General features: G+C 62.1%; 19 protein-coding genes and 5 pseudogenes. 14 read left to right on the forward strand and 10 right to left on the reverse strand.

The genetic code is table 11. The annotated features are described in order from the left end of the window. Positions 1 to 123: 123 nt before the first annotated feature. Positions 124 to 1,281, reverse strand: coding sequence for a fumarylacetoacetate hydrolase family protein (locus tag EN818_RS29090; RefSeq protein ID WP_135906130.1), 1,158 nt, complete (start codon positions 1,279 to 1,281; stop codon positions 124 to 126). Positions 1,282 to 1,478: 197 nt separating this feature from the next. On the opposite strand from EN818_RS29090, the gene EN818_RS29095 reads away from it, so the two are divergent. The 7 genes from EN818_RS29095 (at position 1,479) to ggt (ending at position 9,422) form a co-directional block, all read left to right on the forward strand. After that, a complete protein-coding gene (locus EN818_RS29095; RefSeq protein WP_135906131.1) occupies positions 1,479 to 2,762 on the forward strand; it encodes an FAD-dependent oxidoreductase in 1,284 nt (427 codons plus the stop codon). A 97-nt stretch (positions 2,763 to 2,859) separates the two neighbouring features. Then, on the forward strand, positions 2,860 to 3,747 hold the full coding sequence (locus EN818_RS29100) for an ABC transporter permease (RefSeq protein ID WP_135906132.1): 888 nt from the start codon (positions 2,860 to 2,862) through the stop codon (positions 3,745 to 3,747). Beyond that, positions 3,744 to 4,562, forward strand: a complete 819-nt coding sequence (locus EN818_RS29105; protein WP_189523869.1) for an ABC transporter permease — start codon at positions 3,744 to 3,746, stop codon at positions 4,560 to 4,562. Before EN818_RS29100 ends, EN818_RS29105 begins: the two co-directional genes overlap by 4 nt. Positions 4,563 to 4,590: 28 nt before the next feature. Beyond that, on the forward strand, positions 4,591 to 5,661 hold the full coding sequence (locus EN818_RS29110) for an ABC transporter substrate-binding protein (RefSeq protein ID WP_135906133.1): 1,071 nt from the start codon (positions 4,591 to 4,593) through the stop codon (positions 5,659 to 5,661). Positions 5,662 to 5,925: 264 nt separating this feature from the next. After that, positions 5,926 to 6,534 carry a cupin domain-containing protein gene (locus EN818_RS29120; RefSeq protein ID WP_129553110.1) on the forward strand — a complete coding sequence of 203 codons (609 nt, stop codon included), beginning with the start codon at positions 5,926 to 5,928 and terminating at the stop codon, positions 6,532 to 6,534. Between the two features lie 61 nt (positions 6,535 to 6,595). Next, on the forward strand, positions 6,596 to 7,666 hold the full coding sequence (locus EN818_RS29125) for an ABC transporter ATP-binding protein (RefSeq protein WP_348631425.1): 1,071 nt from the start codon (positions 6,596 to 6,598) through the stop codon (positions 7,664 to 7,666). A 169-nt stretch (positions 7,667 to 7,835) separates the two neighbouring features. After that, the gene (gene ggt, locus EN818_RS29130; RefSeq protein ID WP_135906135.1) at positions 7,836 to 9,422 is read left to right on the forward strand and encodes a gamma-glutamyltransferase; all 1,587 of its coding nucleotides are present in this window, start codon (positions 7,836 to 7,838) and stop codon (positions 9,420 to 9,422) included. A gap of 66 nt (positions 9,423 to 9,488) precedes the next feature. Here the strand turns inward: ggt and EN818_RS29135 are convergent, their stop codons facing one another. Next, positions 9,489 to 10,181 (reverse strand): FCD domain-containing protein, encoded by a 693-nt coding sequence (locus tag EN818_RS29135; RefSeq protein WP_095805789.1) that lies wholly within the window; start codon positions 10,179 to 10,181, stop codon positions 9,489 to 9,491. A 186-nt stretch (positions 10,182 to 10,367) separates the two neighbouring features. On the opposite strand from EN818_RS29135, the gene EN818_RS29140 reads away from it, so the two are divergent. Genes EN818_RS29140 through EN818_RS29155 form a run of 4 tightly spaced genes read left to right on the forward strand, consistent with a single transcriptional unit; the run spans position 10,368 to position 13,695 of the window. After that, the gene (locus EN818_RS29140) at positions 10,368 to 11,363 is read left to right on the forward strand and encodes an ABC transporter substrate-binding protein (RefSeq protein WP_135906151.1); all 996 of its coding nucleotides are present in this window, start codon (positions 10,368 to 10,370) and stop codon (positions 11,361 to 11,363) included. A gap of 9 nt (positions 11,364 to 11,372) precedes the next feature. Next, positions 11,373 to 12,200: an ABC transporter permease gene (locus EN818_RS29145; protein WP_135906136.1), complete on the forward strand. Its 828-nt coding sequence runs from the start codon at positions 11,373 to 11,375 to the stop codon at positions 12,198 to 12,200. 37 nt (positions 12,201 to 12,237) lie between these two features. Beyond that, a complete protein-coding gene (locus EN818_RS29150) occupies positions 12,238 to 13,005 on the forward strand; it encodes an ABC transporter ATP-binding protein (RefSeq protein ID WP_135906137.1) in 768 nt (255 codons plus the stop codon). A gap of 9 nt (positions 13,006 to 13,014) precedes the next feature. After that, positions 13,015 to 13,695 carry an ABC transporter permease subunit gene (locus EN818_RS29155; RefSeq protein ID WP_245518915.1) on the forward strand — a complete coding sequence of 227 codons (681 nt, stop codon included), beginning with the start codon at positions 13,015 to 13,017 and terminating at the stop codon, positions 13,693 to 13,695. An 88-nt stretch (positions 13,696 to 13,783) separates the two neighbouring features. Here the strand turns inward: EN818_RS29155 and EN818_RS34505 are convergent. Both EN818_RS34505 and EN818_RS29165 read right to left on the reverse strand, forming a co-directional pair. Beyond that, a pseudogene (locus EN818_RS34505) lies at positions 13,784 to 14,890 on the reverse strand (tyrosine-type recombinase/integrase); the annotation flags it as partial. Beyond that, positions 14,838 to 15,086 (reverse strand): hypothetical protein, encoded by a 249-nt coding sequence (locus EN818_RS29165; RefSeq protein WP_135906139.1) that lies wholly within the window; start codon positions 15,084 to 15,086, stop codon positions 14,838 to 14,840. The pseudogene EN818_RS34505 and the gene EN818_RS29165, both read right to left, overlap by 53 nt. Positions 15,087 to 15,540: 454 nt before the next feature. Here EN818_RS29165 and EN818_RS33935 point away from each other — a divergent pair, with 454 nt between their 5' ends. After that, positions 15,541 to 15,684 (forward strand): hypothetical protein, encoded by a 144-nt coding sequence (locus tag EN818_RS33935; protein ID WP_245518919.1) that lies wholly within the window; start codon positions 15,541 to 15,543, stop codon positions 15,682 to 15,684. Positions 15,685 to 15,807: 123 nt separating this feature from the next. Here EN818_RS33935 and EN818_RS29180 read toward each other — a convergent pair. After that, positions 15,808 to 16,062: pseudogene (locus EN818_RS29180) on the reverse strand (hypothetical protein); the annotation flags it as partial. 91 nt (positions 16,063 to 16,153) lie between these two features. Here EN818_RS29180 and EN818_RS34510 point away from each other — a divergent pair. After that, positions 16,154 to 16,378, forward strand: a complete 225-nt coding sequence (locus EN818_RS34510) for a hypothetical protein (RefSeq protein WP_348631424.1) — start codon at positions 16,154 to 16,156, stop codon at positions 16,376 to 16,378. 127 nt (positions 16,379 to 16,505) lie between these two features. Here the strand turns inward: EN818_RS34510 and EN818_RS29190 are convergent, their stop codons facing one another. Both EN818_RS29190 and EN818_RS33940 read right to left on the reverse strand, forming a co-directional pair. Beyond that, entirely contained in the window at positions 16,506 to 16,688 is a 183-nt protein-coding gene (locus EN818_RS29190; RefSeq protein ID WP_135906140.1) for a hypothetical protein, read from the reverse strand. A 448-nt stretch (positions 16,689 to 17,136) separates the two neighbouring features. Further along, a pseudogene (locus tag EN818_RS33940) lies at positions 17,137 to 17,570 on the reverse strand (alpha/beta hydrolase); the annotation flags it as partial. Positions 17,571 to 17,769: 199 nt separating this feature from the next. Between EN818_RS33940 and EN818_RS29200 the strand changes: the two are divergent. Next, positions 17,770 to 18,637 (forward strand): annotated as a pseudogene (locus tag EN818_RS29200) (ferritin-like domain-containing protein). Between the two features lie 204 nt (positions 18,638 to 18,841). Here EN818_RS29200 and EN818_RS29205 read toward each other — a convergent pair. The 3 genes and pseudogenes from EN818_RS29205 to EN818_RS29215 all read right to left on the reverse strand — a co-directional run. Further along, positions 18,842 to 18,949: pseudogene (locus EN818_RS29205) on the reverse strand (ATP-binding cassette domain-containing protein); the annotation flags it as partial. A 375-nt stretch (positions 18,950 to 19,324) separates the two neighbouring features. Beyond that, positions 19,325 to 20,635 carry a divalent metal cation transporter gene (locus EN818_RS29210; protein ID WP_135906141.1) on the reverse strand — a complete coding sequence of 437 codons (1,311 nt, stop codon included), beginning with the start codon at positions 20,633 to 20,635 and terminating at the stop codon, positions 19,325 to 19,327. Then, positions 20,632 to 20,883: a hypothetical protein gene (locus EN818_RS29215; RefSeq protein ID WP_135906142.1), complete on the reverse strand. Its 252-nt coding sequence runs from the start codon at positions 20,881 to 20,883 to the stop codon at positions 20,632 to 20,634. Before EN818_RS29215 ends, EN818_RS29210 begins: the two co-directional genes overlap by 4 nt. Between the last annotated feature and the right edge of the window lie 105 nt (positions 20,884 to 20,988).

The raw sequence follows: 20,988 nt of genomic DNA on the forward strand, positions 1-20,988 counted from the left end.
CGCACGCGCCATCAGCAATCCCATCAGATTGCATCAGTTCAGGTGATATTTTTCGGGGCAAGCAGCCCCGTCAGCCCATCAGCTTGGTCGGATGGGCAGTGACAATCTGGCTGCGGCGCGCCGCTAGATCAGGCCTGCTCTGGCGAGGTCGCGCATGAGGTGGCTGGTGCCGTAGGTCCAGTGCGGGCAGTCCGGCGACAGCCGCACACGATTGACCAGCGCGCCGAGCTTCTCGGACGAGATGGTGACGATGTCGCCGACCTTGTGGGTGAAACCCTTGCCGTTCTCGCCGCGATCCTTCGACGGCACGAACATGGTGCCGAGATAGAGCGCCAGCCCGTCCGGATACTGGTGATGCGAGCCAATCGCGGCCTTGACCAGTTCTTCAGGCGAGCGGCTGATCTCGGCCATCGAGCTTTGGCCCTCTAGCGAGAACCCGTCCTCGCCCTCGACGCTGAGGCGCACCGTGGCACGCTCCACATCGGCAAGGGAGAATGTCTCGTCGAACAGCCGGATGAATGGCCCGAGCGCGGCCGAGGCATTGTTGTCCTTGGCCTTGCCGAGCAGCAGCGCCGAGCGCCCTTCGACGTCGCGCAGATTGACGTCGTTGCCGAGCGTGGCGCCGACAATGCGGCCGCTGCTATCGGCGATCATGGCGATCTCCGGTTCCGGATTGTTCCAGGTCGAGACGGGGTGCAGCCCGACATCGGCGCCGAAGCCGACCGAGGCCATCGGCTGGCACTTGGTGAAGATCTCCGCATCGGGGCCGATGCCCACTTCCAGATATTGCGACCAGGCGCCGCGCTCGATGAGCTTGGCCTTGATCTCCATCGCCTCGGGCGAACCAGGTTTCAACTTCGACAGATCGTGGCCGATCAGTCCGGCGATGTCGGCACGGATGGCATCGGCCTTTTCCGCCGAGCCGCGCGCCTGCTCCTCGATAACGCGCTCGAGCAGGCTGACGACGAAGGTAACGCCTGAAGCCTTTACCGCTTGCAGATCGATGGGCGACAGCAGGACTGGCTTCTTCGCGTCGCGTCTCGCCTCGAAGCTGTTCGCCGCGATCGCGCCGAGCGAGCCGATCACCTTGCCCTCGGCTGAGCGCAGATAGCCGGCCGGATCCTTCATCTCGCAGACGTCCCGCACCGTGGGTGCCGCGCTCGACGTGATGTCTACGACCTCGCCATCCCGCACCGTGACGACCAGCGGATGGGGCGCTTCGGCACTCCTTGCCCGGCCCACGAACAGGCCGTCGGCGGGCAGGCGGGTCGGATCGGTCATGATTTTCTCGTCCTCTCGATTGTCGGGCGGCACTTTCCCCGGATTTTGCCCGGACGTCTATCCTGTTGCTCAGATGGTTTGTAGACCACGGCGCGCTGTTCCACAGCCGCGGGCAGGCTGGCCCATTCGAATTGCCCTTTCAAGATCGTGAAATCGACAATAGGATTTTCAGGAAGTTCCCAGCGCTTAGGTGATTTTTGCGCAACTCCTTTTCCGACCCGGTCTGGCAGAAACCCAAAGCGGCCCCGGCATTCCAATCCGCGCTTTCAGCCGCAGTCACGCTCGATGCGGTCATCGTCGGCGGCGGCATCATGGGCTTGTCGACCGCCCTGCATGCGGCCCGGGCAGGTCTCTCGGTGCAGGTGCTGGATGCCGGCGCGATCGGGCAGGGCGCCTCCGGCCTCAACGGCGGCCAGGTGATTCCGGGCCTCAAATACGATCCCGAATGGCTGATCGGACATTTCGGCAATCAGCGCGGAGCGGCGCTGGTCGATTTTGCAGCATCGACGGCCGACGTGGTGTTCGATCTGATCCGCGACGAGAAGCTTGCCGTTCCGTTCATGCGTAGCGGATGGATCCAGGCAGCGCATACTGAAACGGCCTTGAAGGCGGCGGCCAGCCGCGACCGGCAATGGCGGGCACGCGGCGCCGACGTCAAGCTGCTCGACCAGGCCGAGATCGCGGCGATGACCGGCGCCAGAGGATATCTCGGCGGCTGGCTTGACCGCCGCGCCGGGGTCATCGATCCGCTTTCCTACACAATGGAATTGGCGCGGGTTGCCGCGGCCGCAGGAGCCAAGATCGCCGAACGCCAGAAAGTGGTGAAACTCGGCAGGGAAGCCGGCCTATGGCGGGTTTCGACGCAAGGCGGATCCGAACTGCGCGCGAAATCGGTCGTGCTGGCGACCAACGCCTATACCGACGACCTGTTGCCTGGCCTTGCCCGCACCATCGTGCCGCTGCATTCCTTCCAGATCGCCACTGCGCCGGTGCCGGCCGAGCTTGTCGCCTCAATCCTGCCGGGCGGCCAGGCGGTGTCGGATTCGCGCCGCATTCTCATCTATTACCGCAAGAGCGCCGATGGCCGCCTGGTGCTCGGCGGGCGCGGCCGCATGGCGCTGCCGTCCAGCCCTGCCGACTGGGCACATCTCGAGCGCGCGCTGGTTCGGATCTATCCGACGCTTGCCGGCATTCCGATCGAAAAGCGCTGGTTCGGGCGTGTAGCGATGACGCCCGATCACTTGCCCCATCTCCATGAGCCGGAACAGGGCCTGCTCGCCGTGGTTGGCTGCCAGGGCAGGGGCGTCGGCCTGATGAGCGCGCTGGGCAAGCGCATGGCGGACTATCTGGCGGGTGGCGATGGCGAACAATTGCCGTTCCCGCTTTCACCCATCAGGCCGATCCCGTTCCACGCCTTCCGCCAGGTCGGCGTTGCCACGACCATCACTTGGTACCGGATGCTCGACGCACTAGAGCGCTGATGCCGAACGCGCGCGGCGCACAAGCGGATTCAGCTTGACAGTTTCATGAATATGAAAAAAGCATTAGCCGATTTCAAGAATCCGATGGGTAAGCACAATGTCTACCATCGTTGCATCGCGGCCCTTGCCGGAGTCTCGCCTCTCGCCGGCCTTCCGTTTCGCCATGCTGCTGCCGGGCGGGCTGGTCACCTTCTTCCTGATCTTGTTCGCGCTCGGCCTGGTGATCTTCCTCGCCTTCAGGAGCAATGACGGCTCGCTGCTCGGCGCCGGCCTGACCTTCGCGAATTTCGTCACCGTGGCCACCGACCCGCTCTACTGGACGGTGACGGTGCGCTCGCTGGTCATTGCCGGCCTGGTCACGCTGGCGACCGTCGTCACCGCCTATCCAGTCGCCTACTACCTCGCCTTCCATGCCGGGCGACGGCGCAACCTGCTGCTCTTCCTGGTCACGCTGCCCTTCTGGACCAGCTACCTTTTGCGCGTTTTCGCCTGGAAGATCGTGCTTGCCTATAACGGCGTGCTGAACTCGGCTTTCATCGAAAGCGGCCTGTGGTCGGAGCCGACACTCGCGTTCCTCAACACGCCGGCCGCGGTGGTGGTGACACTGGCGCATGCCTACGCGCCCTTCGCCATCCTGCCGATCTACGTGGCGCTGGATACGATCCCGAAGTCGCTGCTCGAAGCCGCGTCCGATCTCGGTGCGCGACCCTTCACCAGCTTCCGCCGCGTCGTGCTGCCGAATTCGATGCCGGGTGTCCTGGCGGCCGCTCTCGTGGTCTTCGTGCCGACCGTCGGCGACTATGTCACGCCTGCCATGGTCGGCGGTCCGGCCAGCACCATGATTGGCACGCTGATCCAGTCACAGTTCGGCAAAGCCAATGATTGGCCGTTTGGCGCGGCGCTCTCGGTCTGCGTCATGCTGGTCATCCTCTGCGTGGTGCTTGTCGCACGCGGCGCCGACCGCAGATTTGGCAGCCGCACGTGAGCGCCGCCCGCACGAACGCCGACGCAGGCAGCCGCTGGCTCGGCCTTTATGTGCTCGCCTATCTCGTCTTCCTCTATCTGCCGGTGCTGCTCATTCCGCTGTTTTCCTTCAACAACTCCATCCAGGCGGCGTTTCCGCTGCAGGGCTTCACGCTGGAATGGTATCGTCTCTACGGCAATCCGGCGCTCTCGGGCGCGCTTGCCAACAGCCTCCTCATCGGTGTGATCGCCGCGTCCGGCGCGACGCTCTGCGGCATCACCGTCTCCTATATGGACCTCTACGGCCGCTCGCCGCTCGCCGCCACGATCAGCGCCGTCGCCCGCCTGCCGATCCTGATCCCCGGCGTCATCGCCGGCATTTCGCTCCTGATCCTGGTCAACCTCATCGGCCTCGGTCCGTCGCGTCTTTCTATCGTGCTCGGCCATATCCTGGTGGCACTGCCGACGACGGTGGTGGTTATGCGCAGCCGTTTCGCCGCGATTCCAAAAACCGTCCGCGAGGCCGCGCTCGACCTCGGCGCCTCTGATTGGACGACGTTCCGGCGCGTCATGCTGCCGCTGAGTGCGCCGGCCGTGCTGTCGGCCTTCATGCTCGCTTTTCTCACTTCCTTCGACGAGTTCATCGTCGTCTTCTTTCTGGCTGGCACCGAGCCGACGCTGCCGCTCTACATCTGGAGCCAGCTGCGCTTCCCGCGTTCGCTGCCGACCGTCATGGCGCTCGGGACGATGATCCTCACCGTGTCCTTCGTCATCGCCGGCTTCGCCGAAATCCTGCGCCACCGCGGCCTTGGCGCGGCGCGCCGCAATCCAGCCTGAAACGACAACAACGAAGAGGAGAACGAAAATGACATTCCACCTGAAATCGATCACCGGACACAAGGCGCGGGCCGGTCTTGCCGCACTGGCATTGGCGCTGTCGTCGACGGTCGCTTTTGCCGCCGACAAGTTGCAATATTTCACCTGGTCGGGTTACGAGCTCCCCGACTTCAACAAGAGCTTCCTGGCCGCGCATCCGGACGCCGTCGAGGCGACCATCTTCGGCGATGACGACGATGCTTTTACCAAGGTCAAGGCCGGATTCCGGCCGGACATCGCGCATCCCTGCTATGACAAGGTCGCGCGCTGGAACAAGGAAGGACTGCTGCAGCCGATCGACACGAAGCGCATCAAGAACTGGGATTCGATCTTCCCGGTGTTCAAGAACCTGCCCGACCTGCAGGCCGGCGACGGCAAGGTCTGGATGGTGCCGTGGGACTGGGGCAACACCTCGATCCTCTACCGCACCGACCTGGTGAAGAACCCCGAGGCGAGCTGGAATCTTCTGTGGGACAAGCAATATGCCGGCCGCATGGCGACCATCGACGCCGTCCATGATACCCCGATCGTCGCGGCGCTTCTGGCCGGCGTAAATCCGTTCGATATGACGCCGGAGCAGATGGACAAGGTGGCGGAAAAGCTACGCGAGCAGCGGCCGCTGCTTTCCAGCTACACCACCGACATGACCTCGGTCGAGCAGGCGCTGGCGAGCGGCCAGCTGGTCGCCGCCATGACCTGGAATGCCTCCGCCACCTCGCTGAAGAAGCAGGGCGTTCCGGTCGAGTTCATGAAGCCGAAGGAGGGGATGCTCACCTGGGCCTGCGGCTTCGTCATGCTGAAGGACGCCAAGAACGTCGATCTCGCCTATGACTTCATCAACAGCCGGCTCGACGCCGACTCGGGCAAGTATCTGATCCAGTCCTACGGCTATGGCAGCTCGCTCTCGACCGCCTTCGCCGGCGTGTCGAAGGAGGAGTTGGACAAGCTGCAGCTGCCTGCGGATCCCGACGTGATGCTGAAGACCACCATCTTCACCGGACCGATGAAGCAGAATGACGATGTCGCCAAGATGTTCGAGAAGGTGAAGGCCGGCGGCTGAGCGTCGGGTTGAAGGCAGAAGCTGGCGCTGCCCTCATCGCCCTGCCGGGCACTTCTCCCCGTATAGTGACGGGGAGAAGGGGCTGGCCGAAATGCCGGCGCCAGTCCTGCGGCGCCGGCAATTGGCGAAACCGCCGCTGACAGCTTCCCTCTCCCCGTCACTATACGGGGAGAGGATGCCGGCAGGCAGGTGAGGGGCGGTGCCGACGCCTGTTAGTGAGCGCTGAAGGTAGCCGATGGCCGAAGTACTGCAACGAGGATTACGATGGACATAGCGGAAGAAGCCGCCGAAAGGCCGAAGGACGATGCCGATGTGCGCGTCGGCCGCCGGGTGCGGGCGCTGAGGCTGGAGCGCCGGTTGTCGCTTGCAGAACTCGCCGCCAAAGCCGGCATTTCGATCGGCGCGCTCAGCCAGATCGAGCGCGGCATGTCCTCGCTGCGCGTCAAGGTGATCTGGCCACTGGCGGCAGCCCTCGACATCGAGGCTTCGGCGCTGATTGCCGACGGCAATGACGCGGTCAACGACCTCTATTGCGTGCGGGCGGAAAAGCGGCGCTCGATTCCGGTCAAATCGGAAGGCGTCGCCAAGGCGCTGCTCTCGCCGCCCGCAGCCGCGCTCACCGGTATGCTGGTGACGGTCGAGGCCGGCGGTGGCACCGCGGAAGCCTATGCCCATGCCGGCCACGAATTCGGCTTCGTGATGGCGGGCGAGGTCGAACTCGTGGTCGATGCGACCACTTATGTGCTCAAGGCCGGCGACAGTTTTGCCTTCAAGAGCACCTTGCTGCATGCCTTCCGCAACCTCGGTTCCGAGCGTTGCCAGATCCTTTGGGTCAACACCACCAAGCCGTCCGAGGTGCGCGATGGCGCCTGATGCCACCGAGCAATCCCCGGAAAAGGGTGAGAGGGTTTTCCGCCCGGAATTGCGGGACGCCTTGGTGCGTTTGGACGGAGTCTCGAAAGTCTTTCCAGGCGGCATCGTCGGTCTCGACGCCGTCGATCTCGAAATTGCTCAGGGTGAGTTCCTGACGCTGCTCGGCCCCTCCGGCTGTGGCAAGACCACCAGCCTGCGCGTCATCGCCGGCTTCGAGAGCCCGACCAGCGGCAATGTGCTGCTCGAAGGCCGCGACATCACCGGCCTGAGGCCCTTCGACCGGCCGGTCAACACCGTCTTCCAGGATTATGCGCTGTTTCCGCACATGGACGTCGCGGCCAATGTCGGCTTCGGCCTGTCGGTGCGCAAACTGTCCGGAACCGAGCAGGCCAAGCGCGTTGGCGAAGCGCTCGAAATGGTCGGGCTTGCCGACAAGCTTCGCGCCCGCGTCTCCGAACTCTCGGGCGGCCAGCGCCAGCGCGTCGCGCTCGCCCGTGCCATCGTGTGCGAGCCGCGCGTGCTGCTGCTCGACGAGCCGCTGTCGGCGCTCGATGCACATCTGCGCGAGCAGATGCAGGTCGAGTTGAAGCGACTGCAGTCGCGTCTCGGCACCACCTTCGTTATGGTCACCCACGACCAGACCGAGGCGCTGTCGATCTCCGATCGCATCGTGGTCATGAACAAGGGCCGCATCGAGCAGATCGCGCCGCCCGCGACCCTCTATGATCGTCCAGCGACGAGGTTCGTCGCTTCCTTCATCGGCACGATGAACCTTCTGCAGTCGCGCTTTGTCGCCCGCGACGGCGAGCGTTTGCGCTTCGCCGCCGGCGAGCTGCCGTTGGAGGCGGTCTCGGACAGTGGAGAAACCCCGGCGGCGGGTGACACCCGTATCATCGGCGTGCGCCCGGAGGATCTGCTCGCAGCCACCGAGGCGGCCGCCGGCACCGCGCCCGCGCGCGTGAGTGGCATTGTCTTTCACGGCCGCACCCTGCGCCTTCACGCAGAGCTTGGCCGGGGGACCTCCATCGTCATCGATGCTCCGCGCCGCGCCGACGGCTTTCAATTCAGCGTCGGCGACATCGCGCATGTCAGCCTGCGGCGGGGTGCCAATTGCCCCATGCTGGCGAACTGATCTCCCCCGGGTTCAACGAGCATCTTCCGCCGCCGGCTTCATCAATCCCCGCGTGGCGGCCCATGGATCAGTGCTGGTCCATTGCCGTCGTGCTCGCTTCCGCTATCGTGCTCTGCCGCGCGGCCTCGCGCCGTGGCCATCGCAATCCATCGAGGTCAGCCAAAACAACATGCGTGATTTCCATTTCCCAGGCCGCTCGCCGGTCCGCGCCACCGAAGCAATGGCCGCGACTTCGCATCCGCTGGCCACACTTGCCGCCATCGACATGCAGCGCTCCGGCGGCAATGCCATGGATGCCGCCGTCTGCGCCGCCGCAGTGCAGGCGGTGGTCGAGCCGCAATCGACCGGCATTGGCGGCGACTGCTTCGTGCTCTACTGCCCTAAGGGCGAGGGCGATGTGATTGCCTTCAACGGTTCGGGACGCGCTCCGAACGCCGCGACGGTCGACTGGTATCTGGAGAAAGGTTTTGGCGAACTGCCGAAGCAGGGCCCGCACGCGGTCACCATTCCCGGCGCCGTCGACGCCTGGTGCCGGCTGCTCGAAGACCACGGCCGCAAGGGCATGGCCGAGGCGCTCGCTCCGGCCATCCACTATGCCGAAAACGGCTATGTCGTGCATGACCGAGTCGCCTTCGATTGGGAGGATCCCGAAACCGATCTGTCGGCCGACGAAGTGGCGGCGCGCATCTTCTTACCCGGCGGCAAGGCCCCAAGGGCGGGCGACGTGCATCGCCAGCCGGAACTCGCCGAAGCGCTGCGCATAATCGCAAGAAAGGGTCGCGCCGGCTTCTATGAAGGCGAAGTCGCGGAGGACCTGGTCGGACGGCTTCGCGCGCTCGGCGGCCTGCACACCTTGGACGACTTCGCAGCGACGCGGGGCGAGTACAAGACCGCGATCAGCACCTCCTATGATGGCTACGACATCCATCAGATGCCGCCGAACAACCAGGGCCTGACGGCGCTCTTGATGCTGAACGTGCTCTCGGGCTTCGACCTCGGTGCGCTCGATCCCAACGGCGCCGAACGGCTGCATCTGGAGATCGAGGCCGGTCGTTTGGCCTACCGCGATCGCGACGACTTGCTTGCCGATCAGGATCATGTCGCGGTGCCCGTAAAGGCGCTTCTCTCCAGCGCTTATGCCGGCCGGCTGCGGGCCGCGATCGATCCCGAGCGCGCCATGACCGGTCTGCCGCGCCTGGAGCTCCCGGGCAGCGACACGGTCTACATCACCGTCGTCGATCGCGACTTGAATGCGGTGAGCTTCATCAACTCGACCTACTATTCCTTCGGCAGCGGCGTCGTCGGCCCGAAGACCGGCATCGTGCTGCAGAACCGCGGCACCAGTTTTCGGCTCGATCCCAGACATCCGAATGCGATAGCGCCCGGCAAGCGGCCGATGCACACGATCATGCCCGGCATGATGACCAAGGATGGCCGCGCGGTGATGCCCTTCGGCGTCATGGGCGGCGGCTACCAGCCCTTCGGCCATGTGCATCTTTTGACCAACATGATCGACTTCGGCATGGACCCGCAGCAGGCGCTGGATGCGCCGCGTGTCTTCTACAATCACGATACGGTGGAAGCCGAGCGCAGCGTGCGCGCCGATGCCGTCGAGGGCCTGCGGCGCAGAGGCCATCAGGTGGTGGAGGCCGACCATCCACTTGGCGGCGGGCAGGCCGTGCTGATCGACTGGGAAAAGGGCACGCTGACCGGCGCCTCCGATTTACGCAAGGACGGGTTGGCGCTCGGCTATTGAGGGCCACGCTCGCTCAGGCGGGAAGCTCCGCCAGTGCGTTGCAGGCCGGCAGCTGCATGCGTCGGGCTATTCAGCCGCCTCATGGGCTGGAATCAGACGTCGGCCGACCTGCAGCAGGTGCTGGCGCATGGCGGTTGCAGCGCCTGCAAGATCGCGCTCGGCGATGGCTTCCACGATCTTCTCGTGATCGGCAAAACTATGATGGTCGGCAGGGGGGCGCGCGCCATCGGCACGCAGGCGGCCCCACACCACGGTTCGCCGAACCGCGTTCAGCACGTCGAACAGGCCGAGCAGCACGTTGTTTCTGCTCGCCTGCGCAATCTGCCGGTGAAGTGCATTGTCGATGTTCTCATACTGCCGCCACGTCGCCGCCTCGCGCGTCTGGGCGAGCGATTTCCGCATCGCGGCTATGTCGTCAAGCGTCGCGTGCAGTGCTGCCTCGCGCGCGATTTCCGGCTCGATGATTAGGCGCGCGCGCATCACATCGGCGGGATTGGTGCGCCCGGCGATTTCGGAAATGCCGATCGTCTCTTCGATCGGGCCGCTTCCGACGAAGGTGCCTTTGCCGACATGGCGCCAGATTCGGCCGTCCTTTTCGAGCACCGCCAGAGCCTTGCGCAAGTCGCCACGCGAAACACCCAGACTTTCGCAAAGCTCCCGCTCGGCCGGCAGTCGCGTCTCGCCGGACAGGTCCATCTGCGCCAGGTATGCCTGAAGTTGCACCAGCGCAGCGTGGCCGCCGTCTCCGATAACATCCATTGGTTTAACCAATTCGTCGATTGATGATTCCGCTTGGTGATAAATCGGCAGCGCGAAGCCGTCAATATCCGAATTGCTGGCTGGAAATCCCGCCGATTCCAGCTGAAAGCGAATTATCGCTTGACCAATCTGACCAAAAACCATAACCATTTGCAAAATTGGTTACAAAAAATGGGAGGATGCAACATGACCAACTTGTCCAGGCGAGCCGTCCTCGCAACGGCGCTCGCCGCGGCCATCGGCGGCGCAATGTCGGTCGACGCTGCCAGCGCAGGCGATATGCGCATCGCGTTCGGGGATTTGCCGGGAATTGAATCCATCCAGACACTCACCGCCATCGAACGCGCGAAGGAGCGCGGAGTAAACGTCGAACTGATCATTCTCAATGATGAAGACCTGGCGGCGCAAGCCATCGTCGGCAACCAAGCGGACGTGGGCGTCGGCGCGCCCTATACCCTGATCCAGAAAGCGGGCGTGCCTATTCGTCTGTTTGCGCAGATATCGACGCTGCGCTTCTTTCCGGTCGTCAACAGCGAATTCTACAAGGAGTGGAAGGATCTGGACGGCCAGGACGTGGCGGTGCAGGCGCGGGGCTCCGGCACCGAGGCCGTCATGCTGCTGATGGCCAAGACCCACGGCATCAAACTCGGCACCATCAGCTATGTCCCAGGTTCCGAGGTCCGGCGCAACGCCCTTATCCAGGGTACGCTGAAAGCCTCGATCGTCGACGCGGCCAATCGGCGCGCTCTCGAGGCGGAGGCGCCCGGCAAGTTCATCGTGCTGCCTGTCGATGATCTCAGCGCCACCGATGAAGGATTGTTCGCAACCGCCGACTACCTGAAGAACAATGCCGCCGATGTCGATATCCTGGTCGAGGAACTGATGAAGACGGCGCGCGAGATCACCGAGAACCCCGCCGTTGCGGTCGAGTTTCGCAACAAATACAAGCTGCTGCCCGACCTCGGCGGCGAGGCCGATGCGGAGATCGCGGAATATTACAAAGAAACCGCGGGCGCCGGCAGTCTGGTATTGAACGGCGGCGGGGCGGAGGCCGCAGCGGACGATTTTGCGTTCTTCAGTCTTGCCGGTCAGATCGAAGGCGATCCGGCATCCCTCAAGGTCGAGGATTTCTGGGATGTCGCGGCTATCGACCGCGCCGTGGCCAAGCTCGGCAAGAAATAGGTCAGGCGAATGGCGACTGGCATCAAGACGGAGAGCGAGGCCGTCGGCCTTGCTAGCCCGTCGGCGCGCAGCGAGGTGGGCGGATGGCAGGACCAGCCAGTTCTCTTGAGGCTGGTTTCGATCGCCCTCTTTGCGGGCATATGGGAAATCACCGGCCGCATACCGGTTAGCTTTGCATTTCCGACTTTCTCTGCCACGTTCACCGCCTTCATCGGCCTGATCGCCGACGGCAGCCTGCCGATGGCCTACGTCTCGACGCTACAACCCTTGCTGCTCGGAATCGTGCTGTCGGCTTTCCTTGGCGTCGGCCTCGGAACGCTGTGCGGCCTGTGGCGCACCGGTGAATGGTTTGTCATCCCGGTGTTCATCGTGTTGCAGGCCGCGCCCGTCGCGGCTTTCATCCCGATGGTGACTTTTGTCTACGGCATCGGCATCACCGCCAAGACGCTAGCCGTGACGATACTGGCTTTGCCGGTCATCGTGCTCAACACCTACAAGGCGGTGCGGAACGTCAACGAGTCGCTCATCGTCATGTGCCGCTCGTTCCTCGGAACTCGCTGGCAAGTGGTCACGCGGATTATTCTTCCTGACGCCAGCCCGGTCATTTTCGCGGGGCTGCGGCTGGGTGTGGCGGCAGGCTTCGTCGGTGTCGTGCTTGCCGAATTGCTGATCACGCCGACCGGGATCGGCGACTTGATCACCTTTCACCGTTCACGCGCTGACTATGCCGAGATGTATGCGACGATTGCCTCGATTATCGCGTTTTCGACCCTGACGCTGGTTGCCCTGCAATGGGTCGAGCTGCGCGTCTTCAGGCCCGAGGCAAGGAGAACCTGAGATGCGCGCCGCCATGCTGAGGAAGGAACCCTTTTCGATGTCCGCTCCAGTCGATCCGATCGTCGAGGTGGGGGGAATCTCCAAGAGCTACGGCAGCACCGAGGCACTGCGCGGCATAGATCTCGACTTTCCACGCGGCAAGCTGACCAGCCTTCTCGGCCCGAGCGGGTGCGGAAAGACGACGCTTCTCAAGATCATCGCTGGGCTGATCAAGGCCAATGCCGGCACAATCACGGTCGACGGCAAGGTGGTCAGCGTGCCAGGCCCCGAACGCGCGTTCGTGTTCCAGGATTTTGCGTTGATGCCGTGGTCAACAGCGATCCGCAACGTGGCTTTCGGGCTCGAACTGCGCGGCAAGCCAAAAGCCGAACGTGAGGACATCGCACGCCACTACATAGCCGAGGTTGGGCTCGCCGGGTTCGAGAACAAATATCCGCATGAGCTTTCGGGCGGCATGCGCCAGCGCATCGGTCTGGCGCGCGCCCTGGCGGTTGATGCCGACGTGCTGCTTCTCGACGAACCGTTCTCGGCCGTTGACGAGCAGAACCGGCGAAAATTTCAGGAGGACCTGATCAGGTTGCGCAGCAATCAGAGCAAGACCTTCATCTTCGTCACGCACTCGATCGAGGAGGCGGTCTATATATCGGACCGCATCGTGCTCCTGTCGCCCCGGCCCGGCAGGGTTTCGCAGATCATAGAGCCTGAGATCGACCGCTCCGGCGACCCGGACCTCATCCATCGCGACGAGCACTATCTCGATACCGTCCAGGAAATCTGGCAGGGGTTGAAGCAATATGCCGAATGAGGCCCTGAGATGATCCTGTTCGGCTACCGTGCACCGATGATGGCGTCGCTGCTTGTCTGGTGCGCAATGTCGGAGATTGTCGGCAGGCTCGGCCTGGTTTTCCTGCTGCCTCCACTCAGCGAGGTGCTGAGCGCAGCTGTCGGTCTGGTGCAGACGCCCTCCTGGCAGAGCGCGACGGTCACGACGTTGCGTGCCTTTTTCACCGGTACAGCGCTATCGGTCGTGATCGGCGTGCCGCTCGGCATTCTTATGGGCCGCGTCAAGATCGCAGACGATTTGCTCGGTATGTGGGTCAACATTTTTTCCAGTGCCCCGCTCTCGGCGCTGGTGCCCGTGCTGATGATCCTGTTCGGCTTCGGCGAAAGGACGATCGTCGCGGCGGTGTTCCTGTTCGCGATCTGGATCATCGTGCTCGATACCCGCGCCGGCGTCCGGCACATCTCGCCGTCGCTTATCGAGATCGCGCGCTGCTATGGCGCCACGCGGCGGGCGTTGTACCTGAAAATCATTCTCTGGGCGTCGCTGCCGGAAATCCTCGCCGGCATAAGGCTTGGCCTCATCCGCGGCGTCAAGGGCGTGGTGATCGGTCAGCTGCTCGTCGCCATCGTCGGCTATGGGGCCCTCCGGGCCCACCATTATCGTTATTTATCAAGGCTTTATAGGATGGTTCGCCACGAGGTTCGCCAATAGGTTCGCCAAGCATCGGCTTGCGCGTCACGAGGCGCACGACTCGATCCATCCCTTGGACCGCCAGCCGGACCTGCGATGCCTCGCGCGAATAGAGCTCGGCATGGTCGATATCGTCGTGGCCGAGCACGTCCATGAGCTGCCTGGTCGAGGCTTCTGCTTCCGCCAGATAAACGCCAAGCGACTTTCTCAGCCCGTGTAAAGTCAGGCCCTTGGGCAGACCGGCAAGCTTGCACCAATGCGCCATCATTCCAGTCAGCGACTTGGCGGAGAACGGCTCACCGTAGCCGTTGACCAGAACAGTCTCGGCACGCCGATCGGCCGCATCCAGGATCTCGGACAGCATCGGTGTGATCGGCACGAAGAGCCGCTTGCCGCCGGTTCGTGCCTTATTCTTGGCCTGAACGATGTCAAACCCATCGAAGTGTCGCTCGACGCCATCGATGAAGACACGGCGGGTGACCCTCTGGTCCCAGCGCAGGCCCGCGACGTCGCCCCGGCGATTGCCGAGCCAAAGCGCCAACCCATAACAAGTGCGTGCCGCGGTGCCGAGCGGCCAACGGTTTTCGAATTGCGCCATGGCCTCGCGCGACCATGCTTTCCAGCCGGCATAGGCGGGCCGCCACTCGACCGCCGCTGTCGGATCAATCTCGATCCAGTCTTGTCGTAGCGCGACGTAGACCAGCTTGCGAATGCCCACCAACAGATGCTTGGCCTTATGGGGCGTGGCGATGAAGCGGCCAAGAAGCTCTTCGACGTGGATGCGTCTAAGATTCTTGACCGGCACGTCGTGCCAGGTGAGCGGGTGATCGGCGACGACTCGCAGATCTACAAACTCCTCGATCAGCCGCGAGTTCTTGCGCTTGCTTGCATCGTCAAGGGCCAGCCATTTGACGGAGATCTTCAACCGTTGAAAGGCGGCTCCAAACGTCCCGGGCAGGGAAGCTCCGGGCATGCGGACGACAGCGGCCTTTGTGACCTTCCGGCCCTCGACTGCTGCTTGGTAGGCTTCTTTGAAACCAGGTTGATTGGGGGCCGGCAGGCTAACAACACGCTCTTTTGACCGGTAGCGCCAGCGAACTTTGCCGTGGCGATCGGTGTAGGAGGAGAGGCCGGGATATTTGTCGGTCATGGCAGATATGAGTCTATTCCCTGCGATGATTCCCTTGCAACAGGAAGTCGACGATGTTTTCTTCATCGTCTCCAGGTAGTTCGGTAAACGCAGCTTCGAGTTTGAGCCGATCCCAGATCACGCGGCCGTCAACTTTCTTCGGCTTCGGCATGCGACGGTCAGCAACCATCTGGTCGAATTTGGTTATGCCGACACCAACATATCGGGCCGCTTCCTCGCGTGAGAGGCCGCGAGGAGGATAGGAGAGAGTGTCGCTTTTCATGACCACGCCCACCTACAGCGCCCGCGACATGCGGGTGGATTTCTGTGCAGCGATCTGGATCTAAATAGTGACAGCGACGTCCGGAAGAGAGGTGAGTTGAACTGTGCGGCGGATTACGGTCGAGGCGTATGAAGGGGATCGTTCGCCCGTCCCACGCAACATAACCACGGGGGCGTGAGTCGCCGTAGGACTACCGCCTCTCCATCAAGGATCGCAGACTTGACCGGTAGGTTCGCAGCCGTCTGGACTATGCGCTTGTACCGGTGCGACCAGTCGTAGCCTCGGCGCGTATACGCGCGCCTCCCCGCCCTCGATGACAAACTCTGTTCGATAACCGTCGTATTTGATCTCGTGCAGCCACTCAGCAGCCACTGGCCTGCCGGACTTCCAAGCCCTCGCGCGAGAACTGGGCAATCCAAACTCGACGAAGCTCATCTTTTTTGCGTTCGATCTTTTGCACCTCAACGGCCGCGATCTTCGACAACAGCCGCTGAGAAAGCGCAAGGCTGCCCTTCAAAGCCTGCTGACGGAAACGGCTCCCACGTATGCCGAGCACTTGGAGCTTAGCGGCAATGATGTGTTCGACCATGCAAGGTGAAGTGCGTCAAGAGCGACACGTTCCCCATTGTCGCTTTCGTCGAAACGCTCGGTGACTGAGTCTCCAAACCATGAGGGTGGTACGTCTGTTCCACTCGGCCGCCTAGATTGTAGGTGATTGCAAGGCCTTGGGCTTCTTGATGACTTCCGACAACGGCGATTTGTCGATGATGAGCGGGTCCAGCCGTTCCCGAACACGCCGAGCTGCTTCAAGGGTATAGCCGTTTTGCGCCTTCCCGGCATAAAGCAGCCGGTCGCCATCTCGCCTGCCGATATAAAGCGAGGCGATACGACGCGGCTGAGATCGTCATCCCACTCGAAAGGGCGGCTCGCCCGGGCTGAGGGCTGGTGCAGAAGACCGCTTTGATCGTTGAGGACGAATTTCTGATCGCGGCGGACCTCAAAGCCATGCTGGAGCGTCGCGGGGGCGAGTTTTGGGTCCAGTTGCGACCGTCGCAAACGCACTGCACTTGCTGGAAGAGGAACTGCCTTCGGTCGCGCTGCTGGATATCAATCTCGGCAATGAGGTTGTCACTCCTGTCGCCTATGTTGAGCAGCCTCGGCATTCCTTTCTTGTGGCCAGTGCCTATGACTGGCCAGAACTCGCCGGTGGCCCTTTTCTGGCAGGAGTGCATAACGTTGGCAAACCCACCTCAGAGCACCGGCTCGCCGAGGTGCTCGTGTTGCTGATTTGACCGCTAAAGTCTGCACGCGGTCAGCGGCTGCAAGCGGGCGGCGAGTGCCAAGGTGAGCGAGCGATTCCTGGACCTCTGGTCGCTCCCGGCGACGTTGATCCACGAGGGCATGGGCCCCTTGAAGCGCTTAGGCCGATTTCTTGAACTCGGTCACCTGAACGCCAAGACGGAACGCTTGACCGTCAGCATAGGACCGAGCGTAGTCCTCTGCCTCGAAGGGGAAGGTCAAGGTGCTGCCATAGACGGTTACCCGCACCGCCCATTTGGCTTCTCTGAGTATCTCGACAGAATGATCTTCGTGCGCAGCCATACTCTTCCCCTACGGCAGGCTGCATCATAGCGCGCAAAAGATCCTTTGCATACAAACAATCGGAGGTTGGCGTACGAATTCCTATTTCGGCCTGCGCCTAGTGGAACTCGGCTTCGCGTCAGGTCGGTGGGTGTTGGGATTCCCGGACTAACCGCGCTTCCCTCAGCCGGGCCGTTTTCGCTGCGCGCTCCTCCCGCTCCCTAGTGATGATTTCGTCGGCCGCCCGCCTTGCGCGTTCGTCTCGCTCGTTACTACTCATCACACCTACCGTCTCCAACACCTCACGAACAACGCTCGGCCAGACACCTCGTTCCTGTGGTCGGATGCGTGCTCAACAAGGCGGTGCATCGGAAGCGTCTGCCCGCAACGTTCGAAAGATGAACGCGCCGCAAGACGCAATTTAGGCACCGCGCCATGGATGGCAGGCAGCTCCACGATCCTCAGTTTGTCATGAATGACCACAGAAAGCCGCTACCGCCGCTGCGAGAGCGGCGGGATTCTCCTCGGCAATGTGGTGCCCACTTTTAATTCCATTGCCGTGAACGTCTTCGGCCCAGCTCTTCCAGACATCAATTGGATCCCCATAGATCTGTTGGAGGTCGTCGTCGAGGGACCAGAGGCAGAGCATTAGACAGCGCACCTTTCGGCCAGCCGCCCGATCTTCGCGGTCATGGTGTGGTCGATCCTGAGATCTGCACGATAGTCTTCGATCATACGATGGACCACGTCGGAGTCATGAATGAGGGACCCCAACTCATCATAGGCCTCGCGGCCCATCAGTTCTGACCTCAGAGTGCTGTACCAAGCCACGGGATCGGCGAGTATGGCCCGCTCCGGTTTGTCGGGCTGCGCGAAGAAGAACCAGTGGTACCAGTCTCGGGCCGTTTAGTTGGCAGATCAGATCCGCGTCGTCACGGCCACAAGCCAATCTGGAAGTGCCTGCCGGAGCTCAACCTGAATAGCCCAGGCGCATCCCGAAGAGTCAGGATTCCGCGACAAGCAGCGGTGCACCGAGCCAATTTGAGTCCCCTCGAGCCTTCTTATATCCGGCCGCGCTGCCGAAACAACTGCCGTCGAAGCCATGTTCAGTGCAGCGCCTCAGCTTTTTCTCTCCCGTCGCCGCGCATTGCAGTTCGGCATCGGAGCGGCCTTGGCACCCAACTTGGCGACGATCTCGCCTGCTCACGCAGACGATGACATAAGGGACGAAGACATTTTTCGGTTTGCGCTCAACCTCGAATACATGGAGGCCGAATGCTATCTCCGCGGCACCACGGGAAAAGGCATCGAGGACTCGGACGTCGGTTCCAAGCCCGGGGACGTGATCGGCGGCAAGAAGGTTTCCTTCGAGACGCCCGCGCTCGGTGAATTCATGCGTGAGGTCGCGGAAAACGAACTTGCCCATGTCAGATTCTGTCGCAAGACACTTGCGTCGAATGCGGTGGACCGGCCCGCGATCGATTTCGATGCCGGCTTTGCGGCGGTCGCCAAGGCAGCTGGCCTCGGCGCCGATTTCGACCCGTTCGGCAACCAGATGAACTTCATCCTCGGCGGCATGCTGTTCGAGGACGTCGGTGTCACCGCCTATGCCGGCGCGGCAACCGTCCTGAAGAATAAGGAATTCTTGGCTGCCGCCGCCGGAATTCTCGCGGTCGAAGCCTATCACATGGGTATGGCGAGGTCGTCGCTCTATCGCATGGGCGAGAAAGCCTGGAAGGCGGCGAATGCGATTTCCGACGCACGCGACAAGAGATCGACGGGCCCGATGATAAAGACCAGGGCATTCGCGTCGACGGTAAGGCCAACTTCGTTCCTTCAACGCCGGATGCGATTGCCTTCACAAGGACGCCGCAGGAGGTTCTGCGCATTGTTTATCTGACCGATCGATCCGGTGTGACCAAGGGGGCTTTTATCCGAACGGGATGAACGGAACGCTCAAGAGCACCTAGCCATGAGGACGTAGCCGGTCACGATCACCCACAACTCCCACTGCAATCCCTAGTGTGAGGACGGAGCAGGCTATGAACGTCAGCAGCGAAGCGACAAGGTCATTTTGGATGCTCGACACCAACTTGCCGCAATGCGCGATTCATTCGGCTTCTGGAATGAGTCTGCCGGCTTCGACATCAATCAGGCGCTGATACCCTACGACGCGCTTCGTCGAAAAGCAGGACTTTTGGGTTCATGCAGAGGGCACGGGCAATCGCAGCGCGTTGCTGCTGGCCACCCGACAACTGTCCCGGATAGCTGGTCGCCTTGTTTGCCGACGTCGCCGGCCAGAAGCGGACAATCTGGAAACGGCCCCCTTCCAGCCATTCACGATGCCCGCCGGTCACGGCGCTAGTCTAAAGGCCGCCCACCGGTGGTCCGGCCGGCGGACGACGGTAGGCCAACCCAGCATTGACGTGCGCGATCCAGTCGTCGCATTTTCTCTGATTATCGCCGGTGAACGAGACGGCAGCATCGCGCACCATGCAACTTGCAACCACTCTGAAAAGTGGCTCGCTCCGAAGAGCGAGCCAATAGCGGAAGCCGCAGTGGTGTACGGCTTCTACCCGCAGGACCACGCTAACATGGCGACAGGTTTCAGGTGCGCGCCCATTGCTCTATCTGCTTTGGCATTTTTGCGCTCCTATTCACATCAGCCATTGCACCGCCAGCCCAATCACACAAAGCGCCATCGACAGGGTCGACAGCCAACCAAGCGAACGCAACCAGCCTCGAATAGGGAAGTCGCCCATGATGTCGGCCCGGCCCGCCATCAGCATCATGACGACCATCACCGGAACTGCACATATGCCATTGATCACGGCGCTCCAGTACAGCGCTTTGATCGGATCGATCGGCGTGAACATGATGCCGGTGCCAAGAGCTGCGGCCGTCGCAAGCGTTCCATAGAAGGCCACCGCTTCCTTTGGTTCCCGGGTCAATCCAACCTTCCAGTGTAAAGCCTCCCCGACGGCGAACGCGGCCGACCCCGCCAGCACCGGCACGGCCAATAACCCGGTCCCGATAATTCCCGCTGCAAAGATGACGAACGCGAGTTTGCCGGCCACCGGCTCCAATGCCTTGGCCGCGGCCGTCGACGAAGAAATATCGGTCACACCTGCCTTGTGAAGCGTCGCAGCAGTAGTGAAGATGATGGCGATGGCAATAAGGTTGGACAACGCCATTCCGACCAGAGTATCGGCGCGAATGCGCTGAAACGCCTTTCGAGCCTGCCACGGTGCCCATTTCAGCGGCTTGGCTGAGGGGTCAAGCTTTTCCTCCTCCACCTCCTGCGAGGCCTGCCAGATAAACAGGTAGGGTGAAATGGTTGTGCCAAAGATGGCAAGCAGCGTGGTTAAGAAAGTGCCGTTCCATTCGATATGTGGGACCAACACACCCTTGGCCGCCTCATCCCATGCAACCTTTGCGGCGAACATCGCCACGACATAGGCGAACAGGCTAAGCGTGGTCCATTTGAGAATTTTGACGTAGCGGCTGTATTTGACAAAAACGATTGCCGCCACACTGACCAACGCGAACCCCAGGACATAGACCGCGCGCGGCCCACCGATCAGAAGGTCGAGCGCATCAGCCATCGCGCTTAAGTCGGCGCCTATGTTGATCACATTGGCGGAAAATAGCAGGATCACCACGAGATAAAGGAGAGGGGCAGGGTAATAGCGAGAAAGGTTGCCCGAGATCCCTTTTCCCGTGGTGCGCCCTATCCGAGCCGCAATCTCCTGGATCGCGGCCATAAGCGGGAAAGTGAAGAGCATCGTCCAGCCGATGTTGAACCCGAGTTGGGCACCGGCCTGGCTATACGTGCCTATCCCTGAGGGGTCATCATCAGAGGCGCCGGTGATGAAGCCGGGGCCAATTGTGCGGAGGAAACGCTGAAAAGGCCCCTTGGCAACCGTGTTGCTTTGCTTTCGCTCAACTTCCGAGCTGACATCGGTCATTGCTTAGGCCGTGCAATGCAAAGCGCGGCAGCCACGGCATTTGCGACAGCCAGCAATGGCCCGAGCGCCAGCAATTCGAAAGTTGGCCCATAAATTCTCTCAAGCCGCACGTCTATCAAGGTCGAGCCGTTGGTCACGCGTAGTTTTCGCTTGAAGTTATGGAGCCTCGCCTTCAACGATGAGGAGACGCGGCGGTTCCAAAAGGTCTTTGACGACAACCGTGGTGTGGTGATGGTGGCGCTTGCCATGATCTTAGAAGATCTGTGTCATGGCGCTGGAGGCGCTGCGCGAATGGCCGTGCGGTGATGATGATGCCGATCATGCGCCTTGGCGACGATGCCACCGCCAGTCGA

Source organism: Mesorhizobium sp. M3A.F.Ca.ET.175.01.1.1 (assembly GCF_004791945.1).
Classification (GTDB): domain Bacteria; phylum Pseudomonadota; class Alphaproteobacteria; order Rhizobiales; family Rhizobiaceae; genus Mesorhizobium.